The organism is Nocardia otitidiscaviarum (genome assembly GCF_007362295.1).
GTDB lineage: Bacteria > Actinomycetota > Actinomycetes > Mycobacteriales > Mycobacteriaceae > Nocardia > Nocardia otitidiscaviarum.
In genome coordinates, this window is record NZ_CP041695.1 from 1,474,151 (window position 1) to 1,498,131 (window position 23,981).

27 protein-coding genes and 2 tRNA genes are annotated in these 23,981 nt (G+C 68.0%); 14 read left to right on the plus strand and 15 right to left on the minus strand.

The window, feature by feature from the left end; genetic code table 11:
• Positions 1-62 precede the first annotated feature (62 nt).
• The 5 genes from FOH10_RS06165 (at position 63) to FOH10_RS06185 (ending at position 4,408) form a co-directional block, all read left to right on the plus strand.
• Entirely contained in the window at positions 63-758 is a 696-nt protein-coding gene (locus FOH10_RS06165; protein WP_143979989.1) for an MBL fold metallo-hydrolase, read from the plus strand.
• Between the two features lie 29 nt (positions 759-787).
• A complete protein-coding gene (locus FOH10_RS06170; RefSeq protein WP_143983888.1) occupies positions 788-1,453 on the plus strand; it encodes a YdcF family protein in 666 nt (221 codons plus the stop codon).
• 3 nt (positions 1,454-1,456) lie between these two features.
• Positions 1,457-2,710 carry a deoxyguanosinetriphosphate triphosphohydrolase gene (locus FOH10_RS06175; protein WP_143979990.1) on the plus strand — a complete coding sequence of 418 codons (1,254 nt, stop codon included), beginning with the start codon at positions 1,457-1,459 and terminating at the stop codon, positions 2,708-2,710.
• A gap of 123 nt (positions 2,711-2,833) precedes the next feature.
• Positions 2,834-3,547, plus strand: a complete 714-nt coding sequence (locus FOH10_RS06180) for a HalD/BesD family halogenase (RefSeq protein ID WP_143979991.1) — start codon at positions 2,834-2,836, stop codon at positions 3,545-3,547.
• Between the two features lie 168 nt (positions 3,548-3,715).
• The gene (locus FOH10_RS06185; protein ID WP_186000737.1) at positions 3,716-4,408 is read left to right on the plus strand and encodes a 2OG-Fe(II) oxygenase family protein; all 693 of its coding nucleotides are present in this window, start codon (positions 3,716-3,718) and stop codon (positions 4,406-4,408) included.
• Positions 4,409-4,421: 13 nt separating this feature from the next.
• Here the strand turns inward: FOH10_RS06185 and FOH10_RS06190 are convergent, their stop codons facing one another.
• Genes FOH10_RS06190 through FOH10_RS06200 form a run of 3 tightly spaced genes read right to left on the minus strand, consistent with a single transcriptional unit; the run spans position 4,422 to position 6,292 of the window.
• A complete protein-coding gene (locus FOH10_RS06190) occupies positions 4,422-5,096 on the minus strand; it encodes an energy-coupling factor ABC transporter ATP-binding protein (RefSeq protein WP_143979993.1) in 675 nt (224 codons plus the stop codon).
• On the minus strand, positions 5,093-5,641 hold the full coding sequence (locus tag FOH10_RS06195; protein ID WP_143979994.1) for a biotin transporter BioY: 549 nt from the start codon (positions 5,639-5,641) through the stop codon (positions 5,093-5,095). The genes FOH10_RS06190 and FOH10_RS06195 overlap by 4 nt, the downstream gene beginning before the upstream one ends.
• A gap of 60 nt (positions 5,642-5,701) precedes the next feature.
• Complete coding sequence (locus tag FOH10_RS06200) at positions 5,702-6,292, minus strand: energy-coupling factor transporter transmembrane component T family protein (protein ID WP_143979995.1); 591 nt, start codon at positions 6,290-6,292, stop codon at positions 5,702-5,704.
• A 109-nt stretch (positions 6,293-6,401) separates the two neighbouring features.
• Here FOH10_RS06200 and dnaG point away from each other — a divergent pair, with 109 nt between their 5' ends.
• A complete protein-coding gene (gene dnaG / locus FOH10_RS06205) occupies positions 6,402-8,318 on the plus strand; it encodes a DNA primase (RefSeq protein WP_143979996.1) in 1,917 nt (638 codons plus the stop codon).
• Positions 8,319-8,363: 45 nt separating this feature from the next.
• On the opposite strand, the gene FOH10_RS06210 is transcribed toward dnaG, so the two are convergent.
• Positions 8,364-8,609, minus strand: coding sequence for a hypothetical protein (locus FOH10_RS06210; RefSeq protein ID WP_029932092.1), 246 nt, complete (start codon positions 8,607-8,609; stop codon positions 8,364-8,366).
• Between the two features lie 186 nt (positions 8,610-8,795).
• Here FOH10_RS06210 and FOH10_RS06215 point away from each other — a divergent pair.
• A tRNA-Asn gene (locus FOH10_RS06215) sits at positions 8,796-8,868 on the plus strand.
• 208 nt (positions 8,869-9,076) lie between these two features.
• Here the strand turns inward: FOH10_RS06215 and FOH10_RS06220 are convergent.
• The 4 genes from FOH10_RS06220 to FOH10_RS06235 all read right to left on the minus strand — a co-directional run bounded on the left by FOH10_RS06220 (position 9,077) and on the right by FOH10_RS06235 (position 11,833).
• The gene (locus FOH10_RS06220) at positions 9,077-9,358 is read right to left on the minus strand and encodes a hypothetical protein (protein ID WP_143979997.1); all 282 of its coding nucleotides are present in this window, start codon (positions 9,356-9,358) and stop codon (positions 9,077-9,079) included.
• Between the two features lie 16 nt (positions 9,359-9,374).
• Positions 9,375-9,605 (minus strand): hypothetical protein, encoded by a 231-nt coding sequence (locus FOH10_RS06225; RefSeq protein WP_143979998.1) that lies wholly within the window; start codon positions 9,603-9,605, stop codon positions 9,375-9,377.
• A 74-nt stretch (positions 9,606-9,679) separates the two neighbouring features.
• Positions 9,680-10,741 carry a hypothetical protein gene (locus FOH10_RS06230; RefSeq protein WP_143979999.1) on the minus strand — a complete coding sequence of 354 codons (1,062 nt, stop codon included), beginning with the start codon at positions 10,739-10,741 and terminating at the stop codon, positions 9,680-9,682.
• A 420-nt stretch (positions 10,742-11,161) separates the two neighbouring features.
• On the minus strand, positions 11,162-11,833 hold the full coding sequence (locus FOH10_RS06235; protein ID WP_143980000.1) for a hypothetical protein: 672 nt from the start codon (positions 11,831-11,833) through the stop codon (positions 11,162-11,164).
• A gap of 4 nt (positions 11,834-11,837) precedes the next feature.
• On the opposite strand from FOH10_RS06235, the gene FOH10_RS06240 reads away from it, so the two are divergent.
• Positions 11,838-12,059, plus strand: coding sequence for a hypothetical protein (locus FOH10_RS06240; RefSeq protein ID WP_143980001.1), 222 nt, complete (start codon positions 11,838-11,840; stop codon positions 12,057-12,059).
• A gap of 46 nt (positions 12,060-12,105) precedes the next feature.
• Here the strand turns inward: FOH10_RS06240 and FOH10_RS06245 are convergent, their stop codons facing one another.
• Positions 12,106-14,133: a TerD family protein gene (locus FOH10_RS06245; protein WP_143980002.1), complete on the minus strand. Its 2,028-nt coding sequence runs from the start codon at positions 14,131-14,133 to the stop codon at positions 12,106-12,108.
• Between the two features lie 413 nt (positions 14,134-14,546).
• Between FOH10_RS06245 and FOH10_RS06250 the strand changes: the two genes are divergently transcribed.
• From FOH10_RS06250 to FOH10_RS06260, 3 genes are all read left to right on the plus strand, one after another.
• Positions 14,547-15,038, plus strand: coding sequence for a DUF4352 domain-containing protein (locus FOH10_RS06250; protein WP_244961705.1), 492 nt, complete (start codon positions 14,547-14,549; stop codon positions 15,036-15,038).
• Positions 15,039-15,116: 78 nt separating this feature from the next.
• Positions 15,117-15,383 (plus strand): DUF2277 domain-containing protein, encoded by a 267-nt coding sequence (locus FOH10_RS06255; protein ID WP_143980003.1) that lies wholly within the window; start codon positions 15,117-15,119, stop codon positions 15,381-15,383.
• 13 nt (positions 15,384-15,396) lie between these two features.
• Complete coding sequence (locus FOH10_RS06260) at positions 15,397-15,915, plus strand: DnaJ family domain-containing protein (RefSeq protein WP_143980004.1); 519 nt, start codon at positions 15,397-15,399, stop codon at positions 15,913-15,915.
• A gap of 59 nt (positions 15,916-15,974) precedes the next feature.
• Here FOH10_RS06260 and FOH10_RS06265 read toward each other — a convergent pair whose 3' ends face one another.
• Positions 15,975-16,904 (minus strand): NAD-dependent epimerase/dehydratase family protein, encoded by a 930-nt coding sequence (locus FOH10_RS06265; RefSeq protein WP_221937931.1) that lies wholly within the window; start codon positions 16,902-16,904, stop codon positions 15,975-15,977.
• 40 nt (positions 16,905-16,944) lie between these two features.
• Positions 16,945-17,973: an FAD-dependent oxidoreductase gene (locus FOH10_RS35185; protein ID WP_143980006.1), complete on the minus strand. Its 1,029-nt coding sequence runs from the start codon at positions 17,971-17,973 to the stop codon at positions 16,945-16,947.
• Between the two features lie 283 nt (positions 17,974-18,256).
• On the opposite strand from FOH10_RS35185, the gene FOH10_RS06275 reads away from it, so the two are divergent.
• On the plus strand, positions 18,257-19,270 hold the full coding sequence (locus tag FOH10_RS06275) for a YdcF family protein (protein WP_143980007.1): 1,014 nt from the start codon (positions 18,257-18,259) through the stop codon (positions 19,268-19,270).
• On the opposite strand, the gene FOH10_RS06280 is transcribed toward FOH10_RS06275, so the two are convergent.
• From FOH10_RS06280 to FOH10_RS06295, 4 genes are all read right to left on the minus strand, one after another.
• Positions 19,271-20,188 carry a toprim domain-containing protein gene (locus tag FOH10_RS06280; RefSeq protein ID WP_143980008.1) on the minus strand — a complete coding sequence of 306 codons (918 nt, stop codon included), beginning with the start codon at positions 20,186-20,188 and terminating at the stop codon, positions 19,271-19,273. It lies immediately after the preceding gene.
• A gap of 179 nt (positions 20,189-20,367) precedes the next feature.
• Positions 20,368-20,440: transfer RNA gene (locus FOH10_RS06285), tRNA-Glu, on the minus strand.
• Positions 20,441-20,755: 315 nt separating this feature from the next.
• Entirely contained in the window at positions 20,756-21,217 is a 462-nt protein-coding gene (locus FOH10_RS06290; protein ID WP_039811597.1) for a Dps family protein, read from the minus strand.
• A 66-nt stretch (positions 21,218-21,283) separates the two neighbouring features.
• Positions 21,284-21,796 (minus strand): gluconokinase, encoded by a 513-nt coding sequence (locus FOH10_RS06295; RefSeq protein WP_143980009.1) that lies wholly within the window; start codon positions 21,794-21,796, stop codon positions 21,284-21,286.
• A 166-nt stretch (positions 21,797-21,962) separates the two neighbouring features.
• Here FOH10_RS06295 and FOH10_RS06300 point away from each other — a divergent pair, with 166 nt between their 5' ends.
• Together FOH10_RS06300 and FOH10_RS06305 are read left to right on the plus strand one after the other, a co-directional pair.
• Positions 21,963-22,871: a metal-dependent hydrolase gene (locus FOH10_RS06300; RefSeq protein WP_143980010.1), complete on the plus strand. Its 909-nt coding sequence runs from the start codon at positions 21,963-21,965 to the stop codon at positions 22,869-22,871.
• Positions 22,868-23,977, plus strand: a complete 1,110-nt coding sequence (locus tag FOH10_RS06305) for a PDR/VanB family oxidoreductase (protein WP_143980011.1) — start codon at positions 22,868-22,870, stop codon at positions 23,975-23,977. Before FOH10_RS06300 ends, FOH10_RS06305 begins: the two co-directional genes overlap by 4 nt.
• Positions 23,978-23,981: the final 4 nt, after the last annotated feature.

A 23,981-nucleotide genomic window follows, 5' to 3' on the forward strand; every position in this document is an offset into this window, starting at 1 on the left:
CTCGAATCTATCCGCAGGGAAGGGGTGCGTGAGTTTTCTTCCTACCACCCGTGTCGGCGGCCATGACTACCATCGGCAGTGTGATCACGATCGATTCGCCCTATACGGGCCATGTCGCCCCCGGCAGCAATCCGCAGCAGCGGGAGGTCCCGGGCGCGCGCATCGTGAAGATGTCGGTCGGCCAGATGGACAACAACGTCTATCTGGTGCGGTGCACCGCCACCGGCGCGACCCTGCTGATCGACGCCGCCAACGAAGCCGAACGCCTGCTGGAACTCATCGGGCAGGAGGCACCCGGGTGGGTCGAGTTGATCGTCACCACGCATCAGCACCCGGACCACTGGTGGGCGCTGAAGGAGGTGGCATCGGCCACCGAGATCCCCACCGCCGCCCATGAACTCGACGCCCCCGCCCTGCCCGTGCCCCCGGACCGGCTGCTCGCCGACGGCGAGACGGTGCGCATCGGCGAACTCGACCTCGAGGTGATCCATCTGCGCGGCCACACCCCCGGGTCGGTCGCGCTGGCCCTCACCGACGGCGCGGGGCGCACCCATCTGTTCACCGGTGACTCGCTCTTCCCGGGCGGTGTCGGCAAGACCGGTACCCCCGCGGATTTCACCTCCCTGCTCGGCGATGTCGAGTCCAAGCTGTTCGCCCGTTTCGGTGACGACACGGTCGTCTACCCGGGCCACGGCGACGACACCACGCTCGGCGCGGAACGTCCGCAGTTGCCCGAGTGGCGGCGACGCGGTTGGTGAATATCCAGCAGCGCGGCTACCCCGACCCGATGCGGCGGGCGGCCGCCGACGAGCGAGGCGGCTGCGCGCGCGGCATCTGGCGCTGGACCGCGCGGCTGCTGGTGGGGGCGGTGCTGGCCGGGCTGGTCGTGGTCGGCGGGACGGCCGTGCGGGTCTGGCAGGTCGCCCGGATCAGCGACTACTCGAAGGCCGACGCCATCGTGGTGCTGGGCGCGGCCCAATACGACGGCACCCCGTCCACGGTCTTCGAGGCGCGCTTGGACCAGGCGTATCGGCTGTTCCAGCGCGGCGTGGCCCCGCTGATCGTCACCGTGGGCGGAAAACAGCTGGGCGACAACTACACCGAGGCCGCCTCGGGCAAGAACTACCTGAAGTCCCGTGGTGTCCCGGCCGACAGCATCCTGGCCGTGGAAACCGGTTCGGACACCCTGCAGAGCGTGGAGGCCGTCGCCAAGGCCCTCCGGGCCCGGGACAAGACGTCGACGGTGCTGGTGAGCGATCCGTGGCATTCGCTGCGTACCCGCACCATGGCCCGCGACGCGGGGCTGGAGGCGTGGACCGCACCCACGCGCACCGGTCCGGCCGTCTACACCCGGGAGTCGCAGGCGCACGGCATCTTCCGGGAGACCTTCGCCCTGATCTGGTACCGGATCACGCACTACTCGGCCGATTTCGAGTACACCGCGGAGCAGTGAGCCATGAGCGCCGATCCGTACACCGACGACGACCGGGCCCGCCTGGTCACCGAATCCGCCAAGACGGCCGGACTCAGCTGGTCGTCGACTCCGGCGCGCCGCACCGATTTCTCTCGCGACCGCGCGCGTGTGCTGCATTCCGCCGCGTTGCGGCGACTGGCGGACAAGACACAGGTCATGGGTCCGCGTGAGGGCGACACCCCGCGCACCCGGCTCACCCATTCGCTCGAGGTCGCGCAGATCGGCCGCAGTATCGCCGACGGGTTGGGCTGCGATCCGGATCTGGTCGATCTGGCCGGAATGGCGCACGATATCGGCCATCCGCCCTACGGCCACAATGGTGAGCACGCCCTCGACCAGTTCGCCGACGCCTACGGTGGATTCGAGGGCAATGCCCAGAACCTGCGGATTCTCACCCGCCTGGAACCGAAGGTCGTCGACGAGCACGGGGTGAGCGCGGGTCTGAACCTCACCCGCGCCGCCCTCGACGCGGTGATCAAGTATCCGTGGGGGAGAACCGCTCCCGGCGGCAAGTTCGGCGCGTACGACGTGGACATGGAGCGGCTGGAGTGGGTGCGCCGGAATGCCCCGGAGCGCCGCCAGTGCCTGGAGTCCCAGATCATGGACTGGTCCGACGATGTGGCGTACTCCGTCCACGACGTGGAGGACGGTGTGATCGCGGGCCGCATCGATCTGCGCGCCCTGGGCGATCCGGTGGAGCAGGCCGCCCTCGCCGAACTCGGTGCGGCACAGCACCGTTCACTCGATCCGGAAGAGCTCGTGGCCGCGGCGCAGCGCCTGTCCGAGCTGCCGGTGGTGGCCGCCGCCTGCGACTACGACGCGTCGCTGGCGGCCTCGGTGGCGCTCAAACGCCTCACCAGTGAATTGGTCGGCCGCTTCGCCACCGCCGCGGTGGAGGCCACCCGGGAGGCGTGGGGCGGTCGCCGACTGTGTCGCTACGCCGCCGACCTGGCGGTGCCGCCGATCGTCGCCGCCGAGGTCGCCGTGCTGAAGACGGTCGCCCTGCGCTACGTCATGTCCGACCGTGGCCACCAGGACCGCCAGCGTGACCAGCGCGAACGCATCCTGTCGGTCGCCGACCACCTGCTCGCCACCGCGCCGCGCGGGCTGGATCCGGTACTGCTGCCCTGGTGGGAGGTCGCCGCCGACGACACCGCCCGGGTGCGCGTCATCGTGGATCAGATCGCGTCCTACACCGAGAGCCGGTTGGAGCGCGTCGCGGCCGCGATCCCCTAGCGCACCCCTAACCGGTCGCGAAACCTCGAACCGCCGCCGGACGATATGTCACCCTGGAAGGTGAGACCGTCGCGCCCAATCGTTCCCGCGGCGGTAATTCGGCGAGCAGGGGACACGATGCCGATGGGACTCGAATCAGCCGTCGACCTGGATCGGTATCCGTTGGACCGCCGTGACCCCGCGGTCCTGAAAACCCTGATGGCACAGTGGCGCGCGGAATTCGAATCCACGGGCACGGTACTGCTGCGCGACTTCTTGAAAAGGGGAGCCATTATCGAAATAGCCGAGATGGTCGTGGAATCGGACGATTCCGTGGCGGACTCGACCGTCGGTGTCACCACGCTGACCTACGACCGAATACCCGAATCCTCGCCACTGAAACTCCTCTACCGCTGGGAACCACTGCTCGATTTCGTCTCCGGTGTGGTCGGCGAGCATGCGTACCGGTCCGCGGACGACCGCGCGGCGGTGACGGTGCACGGTCACGAACCCGCCGACGAGAACTGGCATTTCGATGCCGCGGACTACACGCTCACCCTGCATGTCCTGGCCCCGGAGTACGGCGGCATGTTCGAGTACGTGCCGCTGCCCTGGGCGACCGGGGAATCGTTTCCGGCCCAGCTCATCGCCGGTCCGCGCCGACATTCGGTGCGGGTGCTGCCCACCCTGCCCGGTGCGCTGATGCTGCACGCGGGCAGGCTGTCGGTGCACCGGGTGACGCCGAGCCGGGGGCCGGTGCCCCGGGTGAGCGCGACCATGGATTTCCATTCCCGTCCCGGGCGGACCCTCGGCGAGGAAGCCCGTCGCCGCCGGTTCGGTGCGGAGGGGCGACCATGAGGTTCCGAATCGTGGGACGAGGATTTGGCGAGCGTCATTCGGCTGTGTCATTCTCCACCCGGAATCATTCCCCCGCGAATGATTCGTTCCAGTTGGTTTTTTCGGGTGCGCTGCATTCAGAGGGGGCTGATCGCCGTGGGCGATAGATTCCGCGTACCAACGCTCGATGTGGCCGGCCTGCGAATGGACCGGGCCGATTTCGGCACCCGGCTCCGAGACGCATTGGCGGACACCGGTATCTGTTATTTGATCGGCGTCGAGATTCGGCAACTCCCACTCGTCGACGTTCTCACGGCGGCCAGGCAATTCTGTGCGCACGCGGCCGCCTCGGGGGTGATCGATGTCGCGCACCTGCCCGACGATGTCGTGACCGCCCCGCTGCGCCAGTCGGTCTCGGACTGGGCGCGCGGCCTCGCGGCACTGTCACCGGATCTGCTCGCCGCGCTCGCCTCGGCTCTGGGATATCCGGAGGATCACTTCGACCGCTGGGTCGGTCGAGTGACGGCGGTGCGCCCGCAGCTCGTGCACGCCTGCCCGGAGCCGGACCGGCACTGCACACCGGATACCGCCGTCCACGGCGACACCGGCTTCCTGACCTTCCTGCTGCCGGACCTGCTGTGCGGCCTGCTGATCGAGGACTCCGCCGGACACTGGTGGGAGGTGCCGCCCCGGGAGAATTCGGTACTGCTGACGGTCGGCGGTGCGGCCGAGGCCGCCACCGCGGGGCAGGTGCGCGCCGCCGCGCATCGGCTGTGGTCCCCGCATGCCGCCAAGGGCCGGGTCGCCGTCACCATGGCGGTCGAATCGACCGTCGAATTCCGGGCCGCGCCACCACGGTTCGCCGCCAACTCGCACGGCTGACGCGCGGATTCGGCTACGGGTGCATGGCGAGGTAGTGGGCGACGCTGTCGGCGGGCGACCCGTCGGCGACGACGCGGCCCCCGTCGAACACCAGGACACGGTCGAAGTCGGCGAGCAGATCGAGATCGTGGGAGACCACCACCACGCGCTGCGGCAGGGTGTGCAGCAAGCGCGTGATGCGGCGCTTGTTGCGCAGGTCCAGCAGCGTGGTCGGTTCGTCGAAGACGACGTGGTCGGGTCGCACGGCGAGTACCGCGGCAATGGCGAGCAGCTGTTTCTGTCCGCCGCTGAGCAGATGGGCGGGGTGGTCGCGGTAGTCGCTCAATCCGTACTCGGCGAGCACCTCGGTGACGCGGGCGGCGATCTCCGGCTTGGCCAGCCCGTGGTGTTTCAACCCGAACGCCAGGTCTTCGGCCACGGTCGGCATGACGATCTGCACATCGGGGTCCTGGAAGACGAAGCCGACCCGTTTGCGCACCTCGCGGCCCCGCTTGCGGGTATCCAGCCCGTCCACTCGCACCCGGCCCTCGGTCGGGATCTGCAAGCCGTTGAGCAATCGGGCGAAGGTGGACTTGCCCGAGCCATTGGAGCCGATGACGCCGATGCGGCGCTCGCTCAGCGTCAGATTCAGCTCGCGCAGCACGTCGCGCTCACCGAAATGATGGCCGACACCCTCGAGTTCGATCATGCGCGGGCCGGGATGAGGGGGTAGGCCCGACGCACGGCGACGGCGGCCAGTGAGCCGATCACCGTCTTCACCGCATCACCCGGGAGGAAGGCCGCGGAGGTGACGATGGCCTTGCCGAGCGGGATATCGGCCGCGACGGCCATCCACGGAATGCCGATGGCGTACAACACGATCGCCCCGCCGAAGAAGTTGATCGCCAGCGCGACGGGCAGGCTGTAGCGCCGCCACAGCCGCTCGGTCAGCAGACCGATGACCAGCGCGCCGATCGGATAGGCGAGGACGAAGCCGCCCGTCGGACCGAGGATCACCGACAGTCCGCCGCGTCCGCCCGGCAGTACCGGCAGGCCCACCAGGACCAGCACGACGAACAACAGCATGGCCAGGGTGCCGCGCTTCGCGCCGAGGATCGATCCCGCCAGGATCACGCCCAGGGTTTGCGAGGTGAACGGCGCGAAGGCCCCCGGCAGTTGGATGAGCGGGAAGAACCCGAGCACCACCATGATCGCCGTGAACAGCGCCACCTGCGCCAAATCCCTACTACGCACCGGAGCATCGTAGGGGAGGGGCGGGTGTGATCTGGTACGGCGGTCTCGCTTGCCGCGGCGCTACTGCAACCCGCGGGCGTCGAGGGCCTCACCGAGATTGTCCGCCATGCGCAGGGTGCGGATGAGTAGTGGAACGAGGAAGGCGGTGCTGCGCTCGACGCCGCGCGCCCGTTGCGCCGCCCGCACCAGCTCGGCCTGTTCGCGGATGACCGGAATGAAGCGGATGGTCATGGCCACCAGCAGGCCCACCCGCTCGGGGCGCACGCCGACCGGTCGCAGCGGACCCAATGCCCGTTCGATGGTGTCGATCATGGCCGAGGTGCGCGTGGTGAGCGTCACCAGATTCGCCAGCAGCACCAGCGCCAGGATCCGTTCGCTCACCAGTACGGCGCTCACCCAGCCGGTGAACATCAGCTGGGCGATGGCGATCAGGACCAGGAAGGGGGCGATGGCCAGCACCTGCCGCCCGGTCGCTCGCCAGGGAATTCGTGCCAGCGCGTACAGGGCCAGTACGACGCCCAGCGCCACCGCCAGCCACACCGGCGAGGTGACGAAGAACAGGGTGGTGCCCGTGGTCGCCAAAACGATCAGCTTCGCTCCGGCGGGCACGGCATGCACCGGCGTCCGGGCGTCGTGATAGAGGCTGAGCACCGCTAGATGGTGGCATGCGGCCCACCCTTTCCCGAGGTGCGGGGGCCGGGGCCGATCTCCGGGTGCGTCCGGGTCTCGCGTGTCGCCGTGACGCGGCTAGACTCGCGGCGTGGCCGGACGACTCCCTGATCGTGATATCGCAGCGATTCGTGAACGAGTCCGGATCGAGGATGTCGTCGGCGAATACGTCGCCCTGAAGGCGGCCGGTCCGCTCTCGATGAAGGGCCTGTGCCCGTTCCACGACGAGAAGTCCCCGTCGTTCCACGTGCGTCCGCAGCACGGCCACTTCCACTGCTTCGGCTGCGGTGAGGGCGGCGACGTCTTCGCCTTCCTGCAGAAGATCGAGCACGTCGGATTCGTCGAGGCCGTGGAACAGTTGGCCGACCGGATCGGCTACAAGATCAATTACGAGGGCGGCGGCACCTCGGTCCAGCGCGACCGCGGCACCCGCAGCCGCCTGGTGGCAGCCAATCAGGCCGCCCACGAGTTCTACATGGCGCAGCTGGGCGAGCCCGGAGCCGAGGCCGCCCGCAAGTACCTCACCGACCGCAATTTCGACGCGGCCGCCGCCCGCCAGTTCGGCTGCGGCTACGCTCCCGGCGGCTGGGACGCGCTCACCAAACATCTGCTGCGCCGCGGCTTCGAGTTCAAGGAGCTGGAGGCGGCGGGCCTGTCCAAGCAGGGCCGCCAGGGCCCCATCGACCGCTTCCACCGCAGACTGCTGTGGCCCATCCGCAATCTCAGCGGCGATGTGATCGGCTTCGGCGCACGTCGGCTCTACGACGACGACCAGATGACCGCGAAGTACATCAACACCCCGGAAACGGTGCTGTACAAGAAGTCTCAGGTGTTGTTCGGCCTCGATCTGGCCAAACGCGACATCGCCAAGGGGCATCAGGCGGTGGTGGTCGAGGGCTACACCGATGTGATGGCCATGCACTTGGCGGGCGTCAAAACCGCGGTGGCATCCTGTGGTACGGCCTTCGGTGACGAACATCTCGCCGTGCTGCGCCGCCTGCTCATGGACGACAACTTCTGGCGTGGCGAGATCATCTACACCTTCGACGGCGACGCGGCCGGGCAGGCCGCCGCCCTCAAGGCGTTCAGCGGCGACCAGAAGCTCGCCGGGCAGACCTATATCGCCGTGGCCCCCGACGGCATGGACCCGTGCGAGCTGCGCCAGCGCTCCGGCGACGGCGCGGTCCGCGACCTGGTGGCCCGCCGGGTTCCCCTGTACGAGTTCGTGATTCGCGGCCTGCTCGCCGAACACAACCTGGATTCGCCCGAGGGGCAGGTCGACGCCCTGCGCCGCGCCGTCCCCGTGGTCGCGCAGATCAAGGACAACGCCCTACGCAAGGCGTACGCCACCAAACTCGCGGGCTGGGTCGGCTGGGACGACATCCAGCTCGTCGTCCGCCGCGTCGGCGAGGAGGCCCGCAAGATCGCCCGCGGCGGCGCGCGCCCCGGCATCCCGGGGCGTGAAGCGGCGCAGGAGGTCACGGCGCATCCCGCCGCCCGCCCCAACCCCAACGACCCGACCCTGCTCCCGCAGCGCCAATCCCTGGCCGCCGCACTGCAATACCCGGCCCTGGCGGGTCCGCTCTTCGACACTCTCGACCCGGAGGCATTCACCCACCCCGCCTACATCGCCGTCCGCACCGCCATCACCGACGCCGGGGGCGTCTCCAGCGGCATCGGCGGCGCCGAATGGGTCACCCTGGTCGCCGACAACACCCCCGACCTGACGCTGCGCGCCCTGGTCTCCGAACTGGCCGCCGAACCCCTCCCGGTCAAATCCGCCGACGACGTCCCCCGCGTCATCACCGGCGTCCTGGCCCGCACCCAGGAAGCCTGGGTGGGCCGCCAGATCGCTCAGCTGAAGTCCAAACTCCAGCGCATCTCCTCCACCGAGCAGACCGACGCCTACATGGAGCTCTTCGGCGACCTGGTAGCCCTGGAGCAGTACCGCAAGAGCTTGCTCACCCAGGCCATGGGCAACTCCGACGACTTCGCCATCGGCAGCTGAGGCGCGGCTCCCGCCCAGGGCGCGACGGCGCAGCCGAGCCCTCTCTCAGCGCCGCAGCTGATCCTGCGGCACCATCACGGTGGTGCGCTCGTCCAGCGGCACCATCGGCTCCAACTTCGGCTGCGTGCTCAACTTGTCCGCCAGCTTCTGCCGACTCACCAACACCAGCTTCCGCGTGACCGGACTCTCATTGATCGCCCGCGCCGTCTTGCTGATCTGCTCATACCGAGCCCGCCCGGCCTTCGCGCCCAACACATACCCGGCAGCGACGCCGATGATCAACCGCAGCATTGAGAAGTGCTCCTCCCGTAGGCCAGTCCGCGCCTACATCCTGCCCGAACCCCCCACCCCCTGTCGATCCGGCACCCCACCCCCAACCCACCACATGTCCGCAGGTAGAGGGGCGATTTGGGAACTTCGGCGAACGTACGCTAAAGTTTCAATCCGTTCGGCCCGCCAGGCCGGACCGGGAAACAATCCCCTATAGCTCAATTGGCAGAGCAGCCGACTGTTAATCGGCAGGTTTCTGGTTCGAGTCCAGATGGGGGAGCAGGAATAGGCCCTTGACCAGTAGGCATGGTCAGGGGCCTTATTCGTTTGGTCCACTGATCGGACCCGCACCAAGAAGCCTCGAGAATTCACCGCCGAATGTTTCGTCGACCGGTCCTGTCGAAGTCCGGCCAAGTCGTCCCACAGCGTTGGCGGTACTGGTGCTGGCGGACGCACCACTGGTTGTTGGCGAAGCCGATCCATTCAGCTCACCAGAGTTGACTGATCACCGTTGCTGCCGCGAAGCACAGCAGTGTGCCGATCACGGCGACGAGCAGGCCGGCTCCTGTATGGCGTGCACGGCCGCCCGACAAACAGAGGATGGCCGCGGCGATGAGTTCGGCGACGTAGAGGAAAGCGAGGAGGAAGACGAGCGAGGGGACGATCGTCACCGGGAACAGGTTGATCGTCAAGGTGATCGTCGCTGCGGACACGGACGCCGGGCCGAACCAAGCAGTCACTCCCGAGTTGGGTCGATCGGTATTCACCATTGCGACGGCCCCTGTCCTACTTTGCCGAAATGTAGAGCAGCGCAATAAGTACCGCAGCCGCACTCCAGGCAGATGCAGCTACCACGGCGGCTGTGGCGACGGCGCGAACGGATCCCGATCCCCACCACCGCAGCACTGCCGCGTATCCCGCCGACACTGCTGCGGCAATGACGAAGGCTCCCAATGGAATCTCCGTGGCCTCGGAGTCGATGAGCCGCCCGGCGATGAGCAGAACCAGTGTGTTCACGACGAACCACCCGGCGACACTCCACGTCGCCGCCGTCCAGTACCGGTGATCGGAACCAGTTGCGCTGTGCCCCATCAGATCATTCCCTTCGGCAGTGGTACGTGAGGTGGAGTGTCGACGGGTCCGAACGGTGTCGACTGTGTCGGATTTCCTGGCACGTCATATTCGTAGTTCCAGTCGTGGAACCTGGGAAACACGGTGTCGGGATTACCGATGTCGTGGTGGAAGGGCAGGTTGACAGCCGGACCCCACGATCGGCCGGTAGCCGCGGGATCGATGGCGATGGTGCGCGTCGCGCCGGAGGGCAGATCCTGGTAGGCCTCCAGTGACGGGTAATCGGTGCGGGTGCCCGCGAGCGTGACCCCGTCGCGGCCGGGCGTGAAGACCAGGTCGCCGTTGACGGTCATTTTGTGGTCGTCGAGGTTGACCGTCGTACCGTCGCCATCGAGTATCGGTGGGTCCGCGGCCAACCCCGGTGCGAAGGGATTGCCCGCGCTGTATCGGATACGTATCGAACCATCATCGGCTTGCCACACCTCTCCTGCGGGAGCGCTGACACGGACCTCGCCCGGAGTACCGTCGGCGTTCTGAACGACGGAGGGGTTCTGCCGCATCACGACAATGCCGTTGTCGTAGTCGATGTACGTGGTGACTCGGGCGTGTTCGGGATCGAAGTTCGGATCGGCGCCGCGGTCATCGCCTCGATCGCGACCACCAGGGTTGTTCCATTGCGGATTGCTGACATCGCGCTGTTCGATGAAGTGCGAGGTCCGGACCAGCCCCTGGCCTTCTACCGGATTGATCCGCACGACCCGAATTTCTGGAGGGACCTCTCGATACTTTGGGTCATAGCTGTAAGGGTTGAGCACCGCCGCGGTCGCCCAATCGACATCGGTGACTGGTGGGCGGCCGAACATCTGGGTGAACGCCGCCGCCGAGGCTACGGTTCGGGGATCGGAGCCGGCTGGTGCCGGGATGGTGGTGCCGGGTGCTACCGGTGCGTCGATGGCGTCGCCGAAATTGCTGCCTGCGTCGCGGACCTGCTGCGCAGCACCTCGGATCGCTTGGTCGAATTGGGTCACGGCATCGTGCAGGCCGTAGAACGCGGCGTTGACCAGGCCCTGCTGACCGGCCACGCGCTCGTCGATCGGTGGCAGTGGTGCTCGGTGGATAGGTGACGTCGACCTCCCATCGATCACTGACGCGGATCACCTCACCGGCGACGGCAGCGTGCGGGTCCTCGGCGTCGGCAACCTTGCCCAAGAGGACGTCTCGTTCGTTGAACAGTCGCCCAGCGGCCTGGTGCAGGACAGCGACCAGGTCGGCCACCTCGTTCTCGATTTTGCGAGCTTGCCAGTGATCTTCTCCGACCCGGTTGTATGCGGCGAGATGCGCCTTCCCCGACCACGCACCGTCGATGTCGGCGAAGTGCCGAGGCATCCGGTCGACCTGGTAGTTGTAGGTTGCATTCCCGCTCGCGACCACGCTGGCCAACTCCGACAGTGCGGCGGGATTCCAGTTCACGACGTTCAGCCGAGTCAGTGCCCATCCGCTCATCAGCGGCCCCCGGTGTGGAAACTCATCGATTCCAACCGTCGGCGGAACGCGTCATCGGTGGCCGCGACGTCATTCGCGACCTGTGTCATCGCTGCCGAGATCTGCGCGATTCGCTGCGAGGCGCGTAGCCACGCACCTTCGGTGTATTCGGTTGCCAACTCGCAGGCCGCACCGAGTGGAGTTCCCGGCAATGCCGCGGCAACTGACTGCGCCGAGGTGCGGACGTCTATCGCGTCAATCGTGGCGGCAACCTCGTCGAGAGTGCGCGCAAGCCCGTTGATCTGCTCGATATCAGCTTCGAACATGGCCACGGCGACTCCTCTCCAGGCATTCTCAGCATGGCTCTCGAAGGATAGCCGGTAGGTACGGATTGCTGCAGCGCTGGTCAGGGCGCGTGGCGAGGGGTAGTAGTACTGCTGTAGCAACTCTTCAGCATTCATGAATCCGGTACTCGCGGAGACAGTCGAGCCCTGCCGGCCGGGGCGGCAAGCCGCCCGCACCTCGGGCAAGATGAGCCGCATGAAAACAGCACGTTCGGCATGTGCCCTGTCCGCGATGGTTCTCGCGGTGATCGTGGTGGGGGGCTGTTCAACGGATGAGGCGACGCCTGCGTCCGCATCGACTTCGACATCCACCGCTGTCGCCGCGACCAGTACAACCACGACCACCACGAAGATGTCCGCGCAGGCAGCGCCACCCGCGCCGGTGGACGATCCGCTGAGCGTTACGTGCGGGCAGTTCACAAAGCTGGACAAGGCAGCTCAGTTGCAGGTCATTCAGGCGATCTTCGGGGACGATCCCGCTAAGAACGATGATCAGGTGTCGTTGGCGGACCTGCTGTGCCTGTCGGATTACGTCCAGGACAAGCCTGTCAAGGCCGCGCTGCCCAAGCCGTGACGGCCGCTCGTACCGCCGGGGTGAGAACCGGCGGCATCGGCGCGCCTCACGTCGGGTCCGGCCCGTCGCCCTGCGGCTGGTCCGATTGCTTCGGGGCCGCGGGCACCCACCCCCGCAGCGGCTGCACCACCGCTCCGTAGAAGGCGTCGGTCGCCGTCGTCACGCTGGTGATGAAACTGGCCGCGGTGCCGGAGCGTCGGTTGCCGAGAGGGAAGGTTTGTTCCAGGGAGAAGGAGACGATCTCTCCGGCACGGCCGTCGGTCAGGATCTTCGGGTTCGCGCGGATGGTGTCGAGGTGTTCGCAGGTCTCCATGCCCTTCTCGGAGAACACCGCTTCGACCTGGACTTGGCCGGGGGCGTCGGTGAGTTGTTTGAGCAGCCAGGACAGGCGGCGTCCGGCGGTGCCCTCGTTGGGGGCGTTCAGGGTGGTGCGGCAGCGGATCTTGTTGGTGCGGATGTCGGCGACGACGATCAGGTCGCCCGCGGTGTCGGGGATGCGCAGGGTCGCTTCGAAGGTGCCGTCGGATGCCAGGCGTTCGGCGACGGCGGTGTTGCGGGCGGCGGGATCGGTGCGGTGCCGACGCGGCAGCTGATGTTTGACGGCCACGCCGAGTTCGGCGGTCAGGCGCAGGGCGAGGTGGCGGGACAGGGACACCCAGCGTTCGGCGACGGTCAGCGCCTTCTGGTCGCCGGCGCGCAGGGTGCCCGCGGTGACGGCGTCGCGCACGGCGACCCAATGGCGGCCCATATCGGTGAATTCGGTGGCTCCGGAACGGGGATGTTCGAGGTAGCGCAGGAATTCGCCGAGGATCCAGGTTCGCAGTTCGTCGTCGATGCCGCCGTGGGACAGCAGCATGCGCGCCTCGTGGGCGATCTCGGCCCAGGACAGATGCCGCAGGTCCACCTTGGCGAGTTTGCGGCGGTCCACCTCGACCGGCAGTTCGCCGGGGCCCGCAGGGACATCGTTGGACAGGCTCACGACCGCGTCGTACTTCTTCCGGCGTGCCACATCGAGGTAGCTCTCCAGTTGGTCACGCTTGAGTTTGCCGGTGCCGGTCTTCACCTCCAGCAGGCCCGTCCACACTCGGTTGCCGCGCACGACCTTGAGAACCGCGTCGGGGATGACCTTGGAATCACCCCGCTCGTACTGCACCTCGACATAGCCTTCGAAAGCGCCTGCGGGAGCGCCCATCCGGGCGCAGAGCGCACGGGCGAAGGGGCGAACCGCCTGCATGGTGGCGATCAGGGCGGAGGTGGCGCGGCGTTCCTGCTCCTCGCTCGCACCCACGCCGACGACCGAGAACAGTCGGGCCGGTTGCCAGGTATCGCTCTCGGCGAGCCGGAATTCGATCGGCTTGGCCTTCTTGGCGACACGTTTGGTGGTGCGCACGCCCCGGGGTCGCGTCGGCTTCGAGACCGTGTCGGCGGCTGCGGAACCGACCTCCGGCGTGACCGCTCCGTCGGATGGCGCGGCCGCTTCGCCGGACGGCGCGCACGCATCCGAGGGAGCCGCCGCGTCGACCGGTGCTTCCGGTTCCTGATCGTCGTCGATGGTGACGCCGAAATCCGTTGCCAGACCGGCGAGCCCGGAATCCCAACCCTGTCCCACCGCGCGCACCTTCCAGGTGTCGGCGCGGCGGTACACCTCGCCGAACAGGAACGCCGACTCCGATGTGGCATCGCCCGACAGGTATTCCGCCACCGGATGCCCGGTGCCGTCCACAATGCGGAACGCGATCTTGCCCAGATCGCCGAAGGTGCCGGTGCTGAGACTGCCCGCCAGCGCCACCGTGTGGACGTCCTCGGGCACGGCGGTCAGATCGATCGCGATGCGGGTCTGCGCGCCCTCCTCGGTCGCGCTCGTGCCCAGCATGCGTACCGAGCCGTCCGCCGATTCGGGTTGGTTGTAGAAGATGAAGTCGCCGTCGCCGCGTACCTTCCGGTCGGCGCCGAGCAATAGCGCCGACGCGTCGACGTCGATCTCCGATTCCGTCCATCCGATGACGACATCGATGCGTTCCACATCCTCGGGCAGGGGCAGATTCTGACCTTTGGACAGCATTGCTGACGTCACCGTTTCACCCTTCGAATTCAGACTGCGGTGCACTGGGTTTCGACGGTGGACGAGGACCCGTTACATATCTCGTCTTCGGTATGTCGGCGCACAAATGGGCAAACCGGTCACACATCGTGTTCTGTACAAAGCTCTGCTGACTTCCTGAGCCAGGAATTCGCCATTCCGCGTCGTTTGCACTGACGTCCCGTGCCAGCCGCTCGGACGTGGATAACGACTGCTCCGGTCCGGGCGGATGTCTCAGCACCGGTACGGCAAACCCGCCGTATAGATTTTCGCAGAAGGATCTCCTTCTGCCCCGACCATGTGGGGAAACAATGACCACACCGCCTCCGGGCTATCCTATCCCGGCACAGCAGCCTGCTGGCGCGCCGTACCCGATGCCACCGCGGAAACGCAAGGTCTGGCCGTGGGTGCTGCTCGCCGTATTTCTGGCCTTCGTCGCCCTAGTCGGCGGCTGCGTGGCACTCTTCAGCACAACAGCCAACGAAGTGGCCAAGAGCGAGGAGCGCCGCACCTCGGCCGCGCCCGCCGGTTCGCCCGTTCGGGACGGGCAGTTCGAATTCGTGGTGACGGGCACCGAGCGCACACCGACGGTCGGCGAGGGTTACCTGGCCGAGACGGCCCAGGGTGAATACCTGCTCGTCTATGTCGATATCACGAATACCGGCGGCGAGCCGCGCAGCTACTTCGGTGAGAACCAGAAGGCGATCGACGACCAGGGCCGGGAATTCACCAATGACACGATGGCGGAATTGACCATCGATTCCGGACCCAAGGAACTCAACCCTGGCCTGACGATATCGAAGACGATCATCTTCGATATCCCGGTCGGCTCCCGGATCACTGCCATCGAGTTCCATGACTCGATGTTCTCCGGGGGTGCGCGGGTCGCACTCGAATAGCGAAGGCCGCGCCGACCGGCACCGAGCAGCTCGAATCACGGGCTGCCGGGTGTCGGTGCGGCGCGCTAGCCTCGGATTATGTGCCGAAATATCACCGCCCTGCGAGGGCTGGAACCGGCGGCTACGCCGGAGGAGATCAATGCCGCCGCGCTGCAATACGTGCGGAAGGTCGGCGGGCTGTCGAGCGTGTCCGACACCAATCGGGCGGCGGTGGACGCCGCGGTGGCGGAGATCGCGGCGGCCACCGAACGACTGTTGGACGCGCTGCCGGAGCGGCGGGTGCCGCCCAAGACCGTGCCGCCGTTGCGGCGGCCCGCGGTGCGGGCGCGCATGCAGCGCGCCTGAGCGGGAGGTTCGCATGGTTGAGCGGAAACCGGCGGGGATGGGGTTCGAATCCTGGATCGATCGGCAGATTCGGGAGGCGACCGAGCGCGGTGAGTTCGACGATCTGGAAGGGGCGGGGAAGCCGATCCCGGGGGAGGGGACGCCGGTCGACGAGAACTGGTGGTTGCACGGGTATCTGAAACGGGAGGGGGTGTCGGGGGACGCGCTGCTGCCGCCCGCGCTGCTGCTGCGGCGGGATATCGAGCGGATCGACGAGAGCGTGCGCGACGCGAACTCGGAGGCCCAGGTGCGCGAAACGGTCGGAGAACTCAATCGGCGCATTGTGGAGTGGCTGCGGATGCCGGTCGGACCGGCCGTGCCGATCCGGCCCGTGGATGCGGACGAGGTGGTCGCGCGATGGCGAAGCGACCGGGTGACGGCGACCGAAACGGCCATCGGAGCCGTCCGCGCCGACTCCGACGAACCCGGCCGCGACCGGACCGATGCGCCGACGCGCTGGTGGCATCGGCTGTGGGGCGGCCGGCGGCACTGAGCCGCCGTGGCGGCCACAGAGCCAGCGGCGCCGCCGTGGCGGCCACACGAGGCAGCGGCCTACCTCCGACGCTGTTCCCAGCAGTCCTGAACGAGCGTGTCGAGATCGGAAGCACGTGGTGCCCAGTCGATTTCACCGACAGCGCGACCGGGGTCGATGATCAGCGTGCGCGGTTCGGGCACGGCCGGGCCATGGACCAGGGGGACGCGGCGTCCGGTGACGCGCTCGACGGCGGCGGCCACATCGAGAACGCTCGAGCCTTTCCCGCTGCCGATGTTGTAGCGGCGTGATGGTCCCCGGAGCGGCAGATGCTCGAGCGCGGCTACGAAAGCCGTTGCGGCATCGCGCACATGGAGGTAGTCGCGAACCGCGGTGCCGTCGCCGTTGATCGTCAGGGGAGTGCCGTCGAGAGCGGCGGCGAGGGCGCGCGGAATCAGCCGGGTCGGGTCGGGATCCGCACCGCCCGCGATATTCGACAGCCGTAGCACGGCCGCCGCGAGCCGACCGGTGCTCGCCTGCGCTTCGACGGCGAGTTCGGCCGCCAGCTTACTGCTCGCGTACGGGTGCGGCGGCGCGTCCGGCAGTGCCTCGCCCATGGGCTGCAGCTCCGGTGACCCATAGATGGAAGCCGTCGAGGCCAACACGATTCGGCGCACACCGGCATCGGCCATGGCCTCCAGCAGGGTGACCGTTCCCCCGGTGTTGACCCGGAAATATCGCAGCGGATCGGTCAGTGACTCGCGGGCGCGCCCCAGTCCGGCCAGATGGCAGACGGCATCGACGCTCTCCACGGCCTCCCGTACCGCGGCCGCGTCGAGCAGCTCGGCGATCCGGATATCCGTGCACTCCGTCGGCAGCTCGCGCACCGCTTCCGAGGTGGCAGTCGGCCGCCTGCGTACCATCGCGACCGGTTGGAATCCGCTGCTCCGCAATGCCGCGACGACCGCCCGCCCGACATAGCCTTCGGCCCCCGTCACCAGTACCCGCACGACCGACTCCTCTCCACCGGGAGAACGTACGCCCTGCTCCCTACGAGCGCGCCCGTGCGTACAGCCGCTGCGCCTCTTCCCGCTCGGCCGCGATGCGCCGCCGCCGCACGACCATGGCCGCGGCCGGATCCGACCCGGTGAGGATGGCGCGATGCAGTGCGTCCGCATCGTCGATGGCCTCGCAGGCTCCGCGCCCGGCGGCAGGGGTGATGGCGTGGTCGGCGTCACCGCACAGGATCAGTGGCGGCTGCGGCGGCTTCGCGGTGTCGAAGGGGACCGTTCGAGCATTGGAGACGTGCAGGGTCTCGGTGTGATCGAGCAGTTGGTCGATGATGTCGGTATCGGGTGCGGCGGCGCGAATGTGCTCGGCCCAGACCGAGACCGGATGGAATCCGGTCTCCCGCTGAGGTATCGGCGGTCGGGTCAGGCGCGCGAACCAGAAGGCGGCCTCGTCGTTCCAGAGGTGTCCGAAACTGCTGGTCGGCAGGATGCCCGCGCCGAGGCGGCCGTCGAAGTGCAGTACCGACGGTTCGGTCGACAGGCGGACGGGTGTGGTCGTGGTGCCGTAGAAGATGACCTGCCCGGCGTATTCGGGAGTGCGTTCGGGCTCCAGGCGGGTGCGCCCCACGGAGTCGACGCCGTCGGCGGCGATCACCAGATCGTCGATGGCGACGACATGATTGCCGCTGCGCACGGTGCCGCTGGTCGGATCGATATCGGTGACCGGTGTGTCGAAATGCAGATCGGCGCCCGCGCCCCGGGCGAATTCGGTGAGCGCGCGCATGAGTTCGGGGCGCCGATACAGCCGATGCCCGCGACTGTTCAGTTCGCCCCGGCCCGGCGCCAGGTAGTGGAAGCGGAACCCGGAGACCGGATACGACGCCGCCATCAGTGCGGCCGACGGTACTTCGAGTTCCGCCAGCACATCATGAGCATGCCGGTCCAGAACAAGGAATGACCCGTCGCCGCCCGGCGTGCGCCGCTCGAATACCCGGGCCGTCCGTTCGTGGCAGGCCAGCGCTCCAGCCAGGACTGTTCCGGCGATTCCGCCGCCGATGATCGTGACCACAGCACCTCCTGACCGCTACCGGTCGACACGATTCCCGACCGGCCTTCCCGACGATAGCCGATCCCGGTACGAGCGCATAGCAAATGATCAGCACACTCGGGGTTGCTGGAATCGAGCCTAGGTCGGATTCCGGTTTTCTTCGGTCGAGTTGGAATATGTTGTCCGCTATGCGGCTTACGCTCCGATATTGCCGGGTATGCGGCCGCGCGAATTCCCGGTGACCGTTCCGTAGTGCGGCGCGCCGAGCCGGGGCGGCGAGCTCGGGCGCGGTTACCGTGGCGGAGTGATAGCGCTGCTGCTCGGTCTCGCTCTGCTGGGGGTATTCGTTGTCCTGGTCGTCCGGGAGCCGCGGCGGCTGGTCAACGGGGTGGTGCTGCTCGCCGCGCTCATCTTCAGTGTGATCGGCGTGGTGGACTACGACTCCGAGAGCATGCTCGCCGTTCTCGCCGCGTTACTGGTGATGCTGTCGCCGCTGCTGGTGCTCGTACTCGCCGGTCTGCTCATGGCGAACGGCGTGCACATGGCGCGTCGGGAGGGTCGGCGGGCGGCGAACCTGCTGTCCCTCGGACTCGGTATCGCCCTCGTCGCACCGTATGTGCTGTTCGTGGTGGCGCTCGTCAGCGGGAACCTGTGGCTGGCGGTGGTGCTGGCCTCGGGCACGCTGGTGGTCAGCTTCATCGGTTTCCTGCTGCTGGCCTTCCTGCTGTACTCGTTCGTCTATCTGCGCCTGCCCGCCGGGCGGGGTGCGGGCGCGATCGTAGTGCACGGTTCGGGGCTGATCGGCTCCCGGGTGCCGCCGCTGTTGGCCGGCCGTCTGGACAAGGCACTCGAGGTGTACGCGGCCGAGGTCGCCGCCGGGTACCGGCCACTGCTGGTCACCAGCGGCGGCAAGGGCTCCGACGAGGAGCTGGCCGAGGCCGACGCCATGGCGGGCTACCTCATCGACCGCGGACTGCCCGACGCCGCCATCCTGCGGGAGAACCGTTCCGCGACCACGCGCGAGAACCTGCTGTTCACCCGGCAACTGCTCGCCGAGCGTGGCATCAGTACCCGAATGTTGTTGGTGACGAGCAATTTCCACGCCCTGCGTACCGCGATCCTGGCGCGGCGCATGGGCTTGGACGCCGCGGTGGTGGGATCACCGACCGCGCTGTACTACCTGCCGAGCGCGGTGCTGCGCGAATTCGTCGGCATCCTGTTCGAGCACAAATGGTTCTATCTGACGGTCTGTGTGGCGCTCGCGGCGGCACCACCGCTGCTGGTGCTGATCCTCGCGGCCATTCCGGGTGAGCAATAGCTAGCGGCGTCGTCGATAGTGGGCGTCGAGCAGCGGGACCGGATCGAGTTCGCTGATCTGGTGTCCGGCATCGCAGTGATCGGTGAGGTCCTTGCCGTCCCGGGCCTCGACCACACGGAGCTGCGCGACCGAGCCCACCAGTGTCGTCGCCACCCGGACGGCCCGCCGGTAGCCCGGCGCGTCCCGGTCCGCGACGATGATCACCCGTCGCGCCCCGCGCAGCCAGGCCGCGTGTTCGGGGTGCCAGCCGAGCGCGCCGCCCGCATTGCAGGTGGCGTACACCCCGCAGTGGCGGGCGGTGAGCACATCCCGTTCGCCCTCGCAGACGAAGATGTCGGCGCCCGCGCGCACCGCGGGCACGATCGTCGGCAGCTGGAAGGGGATGCGCGCGAACCCGCCGCGCCGCCAACCATTGTCGGTCATGCGCTGCTGCCAGAAGGTTTTCGCCCGGACGCGCTCATGGGGAATGTGCATGCGGTGGACGCGACCCACCGGCCGCCCGTCGAGCCGTTCGTACACATAGACGGCGACCCGACGGGGCGCGCCGAGTGGGCGTCCCAGATCGCGGGTGGGCGTGGCGAGCGGCAGCCCGGCGGCAAGCAGGGCGCGATCGGCGATGGAGGGTTCCGGGCGCGGTCGCGGCGTGCGCCCGGCGTGCGGGAGCGGTCGGTCGAACAGATCGCGCACCCGCAGTCCGAGCCGTTCCAGGACCCGCTCGTCCGGACATCCGGCGAAGCAGCGGACGACGGTTCGTCCCTTCTTCCGGTCGTAGACGACCCCGAGCGAGGGGTGGTGGTGGCGTCCGTCACCCTCGTGGACCGGGCACAGGTAGCGGGTCCACTCGCCGCTGGCGCGGCCGGGTCCGCTGACCCGGTCGAGCGCGCCGGTAATGGTGTCCCAGGATCGGTTGGTGCCCATGGCGTGTCCTCCCGATTCCGGTGTACCTCGGGGGAGGGGGCCGATGCGAACGTCGCTTGCGCCTGTACGTACCGGGGGCGACGGCGGGCGGTTCGAGCGGTTTCCGTGACCTTCCGGCGGACACCGGGTCGCCGGAAAGCAGAAGGCTCCCGGTCTGATTCGACCGGGAGCCTGCGCTGTAGCCCCGACGGGATTTGAACCCGCGCTACCGCCTTGAGAGGGCGGCGTCCTAGGCCGCTAGACGACGGGGCCAGGACTGTCCTCGATCTCTCGATCTCGGAAGCTCCGATAGCTTAACCGATCGTTCGCCCAATGCGAAATCGGCGCGACGGACTTGACCTCAACCTGCCTCGAGGTTCCAGGCTGAAGTCCGTTCGAGAGACCCGAAAACACAGGGAGACAAGGGCAATGCGAGTAGTCGAGGCGAAGTCGTTCGGCGGTCCCGAGGTCTGACGGGCGCACCGCCTTCACCGTGGCGGAGGCGGCGGGTATCGGGCCGGGGTCGCGGGTGCTGGTAGCCGTCGCCGGTGGGAAGGACCTTGCTGACCGTGTGAAGCGTCGAGCGCCTCACTCCTCCCGCTGCACCTGCCACATCCAGTGCAGCTGCTCCAGCCGGGCGGTGATGTCGATCAGCACGTCCTGGGTGACCGGGTCGGCCTTCTCGGTGGCGTCGACGCGCTGGCGGAGGCGGCCTATTACCTCGGTCAGGTTGTCGGTGATCTTGTCGATCACGTCGGCGTCGCGCACCCATCCCGCCGGGAAGCCGGTGGTTCCGGCCTGCTCGGCCACGGTGCGGGCGCGGCCGTCCGGGCTGACGCCGATGGCGGTGGCGCGCTCGGCGGCATCGTCGGTGAATGTCCGTGCGGAGGCGACCAGTTCGTCGAGCGCCAGGTGCAGCGGGCGGAAGTTGCGGCCGGTCACGTTCCAGTGCGCCTGCTTGGCGATGAGCGTCAGGTCGATGAGGTCCACCACGGTGCCGCTCAGTGCCTCACCGGCGATCCGCTGCTGCTCGGTGTCGAGTGTGGTCATCACGGGCTGTTGCACGGGGTTCTCCTTCCTCGGGGGTCACCGAGGAGCTACCCACCTCGCCGGGACCTATGCGACCGTCGTGGGAAGGGCCGTGCGGATCTGCTCGACCAGCTCGGCCGGCGGCAGCGTGGCGTCCAGGGTGATCCCGGATTCGTCGTCGGTCAGCGGCCGCAGGACGGCGAGTTGGGAGTCGAGCATCCGCGCCCCCATGAAATGGCCCCTACGGGAGGTGAGGCGGCGCTCCAGTTCGTCCCGGGGCGCGGCCAGGTGCACGAAGAACAGGTCGGGCGCGGCCGCGCGCAGTCGATCGCGATAGCTCTGTTTGAGCGCCGAGCAGGTCAGCACCGCGCCCGTGCTGCGTCGGTCGGCCAGCCACCCGGCCAGTGCATCGAGCCACGGTGCGCGATCGGTGTCGTCCAGCGGTACGCCGGACGCCATCTTGGCCACATTGGCTTCGGGGTGGAAATCGTCGCCCTCGCCGTACTCGACGCCCAGCGCGTGGGCGAGCAGGGTTCCGACGGTCGTCTTCCCGGAGCCCGCCACTCCCATTACCACGATCTGCGGGGCTTGCGCGGTCATGATTCGAACCCTAGTGCCGGTATCGTCGTGCCCTGGTCATAGCGCCGGGGAAAACTAGCTGTTACTCGCAGTCGCATAAACGGCTAGACTGTTGCTACGCTCACGTAGCAACGGCGGCCGCGGGCATCACCCCCGGTCGCGGGTACGACGATGACCAGGAGTATCGATGAAGCTACTTCCGAATATGGGCCGCCGCACGGCGACGACCGATCCCGGTGAGGTAGCCCTCAACGCACGCAACGTGCAGTTCGACTGGGCCGCGACCGAGCCCGTCTGGATGCGGCGCGAGCCGGTCGCCTCCCACGTGCTCAATGCCCTGAGCATGCTGCTGCCCGAGGGGGAGCGCATGTTCCTGGTCACCTTCGGCGAGGCCCTTCCACTGGTGCGAGACGAGAAGCTGCGCGAGGCCATGATCGGCTTCATCGGCCAGGAATCCATGCACGCCGAAAGCCACAACGGTGTACTCGACAACGTACTGAAGACGCACGGCATCGACGTGGAACCGTATGTGCGGCAGGCGGAATACCTCTTCCGCAAGACGCTCGGCCCGCGCGAGTTCGACACCGAGGCCGCCGCCCGCCAGCATCTGGTGGAGCGGCTCGGCGTGATCGCGGCCCTCGAGCACTTCTTCGCCTTCCTGGGCGACTGGGTGATCAACGCCGACCTGGAGCGGTTCGACGCCGACCCGCAGATGCTGGACCTGTTCCGCTGGCACGGGGCCGAAGAGGTCGAACACCGCATGGTCGCCCACGATGTGGCCGAATACTTCGAGGTCGGCTACGTGCGACGCGGCGCGCTGATGCTGATGGTCTTCCCGATCTTCATCGCGCTGCTGCTGCGCGGTACCAAATACCTTGTGCACCAGGACGAGTCGCTGCCCAACCATCGCTACCCGCGGCTGGTCGGGCGCATCTTCGCCGCCATGTGGCGGGGTGCTCTGCCCGGTGTGCCGTCGCTGCTGGTGAGCGCGCTGTCCACCTTCAAACCGGGATACAGCCCGGAGACGGTCGGCTCCACCGCGCAGGCCATCGCCTATCTGGCGCAGTCCCCGGCGGCGCGCCGGGCGGCGTCGTGACGGCATCGCGTCCGGTGCCCGCCGCCGCGCCGCTCGACCTCTTCGGCAAACCCCGCAGCGACCGCGCCACCCGGGTGCTGGACCTGATCGCCGAAACCCGGCTGCGCTGGACCACGGTGGTCAACCGGAAGGCCCCGCAGGGCCGGGTGGACGACCGGCGCACGCCGTTGATCGTCACCGAACGCCGCGTCGAGGCGCGGGACAACGACGTCGTCAGCATCATGTTCACCGCCCCCGACGGTCGTGCGCTGCCCGCCTGGCGGCCGGGCGCGCATCTGGACCTGGAACTGCCCTCCGGCAAGGTGCGGCAGTACTCGCTGTGTGGCGACCCCGCCGACCGGCACAGCTACCGCATCGCGGTGCGGCGCATTCCCGACGGGCTCGGCGGTTCACGGGAGGTGCACGAGGCGCTGCCCGTCGGCACGCCGGTGACCGTGCGCGGGCCACGCAATGCCTTCCCCTTCGTCCTGCCCGGATACGGATCCTCCGCCAGCCGAGTGCATTTCGTGGCGGGCGGCATCGGCATCACCCCGATCCTGCCCATGGTGCGGATGGCGCAGCGGCTCGGCGTGGACTGGAGCATGGTGTACGTCGGACGTTCCCGCGACACCATCCCCTTCCTCGACGAGGTGGAGTCCTTCGGCTCCCGGGTCACGGTCCGCACCGATGACGAGCACGGATTGCCCACGGCCGCCGACCTTTTGCACGGAGCGGGAGCCGACACCTCGGTGTACTGCTGTGGACCGGTGGTGATGACCCGCGTCATCGCCGAGGCGGTCGCCGAGCGGCCGGGCGTGGAACTGTACTCCGAACGTTTCTCCGCGCCGCCGGTGGTGAACGGCACCGCCTTCCGGGTCGAGCTGGCCCGCAGCGGCACGGTCGTCGACGTGCCCGCCGACAAATCGGTGCTCGAACAAGTACTGAAAGTCCGCCCCGACCTGGCATATTCGTGCCGCCAGGGCTTCTGCCGCACCTGCCGGGTGACGGCGCTGTCCACCGACGTCGACCACCGTGACACCGTGCTCACCGACGCCGAGCGCGCGGCGGGCGACATGCTCATCTGTGTATCCCGCTGCGGCGGTGAACGACTGGTGCTGGACCTCTAGCACC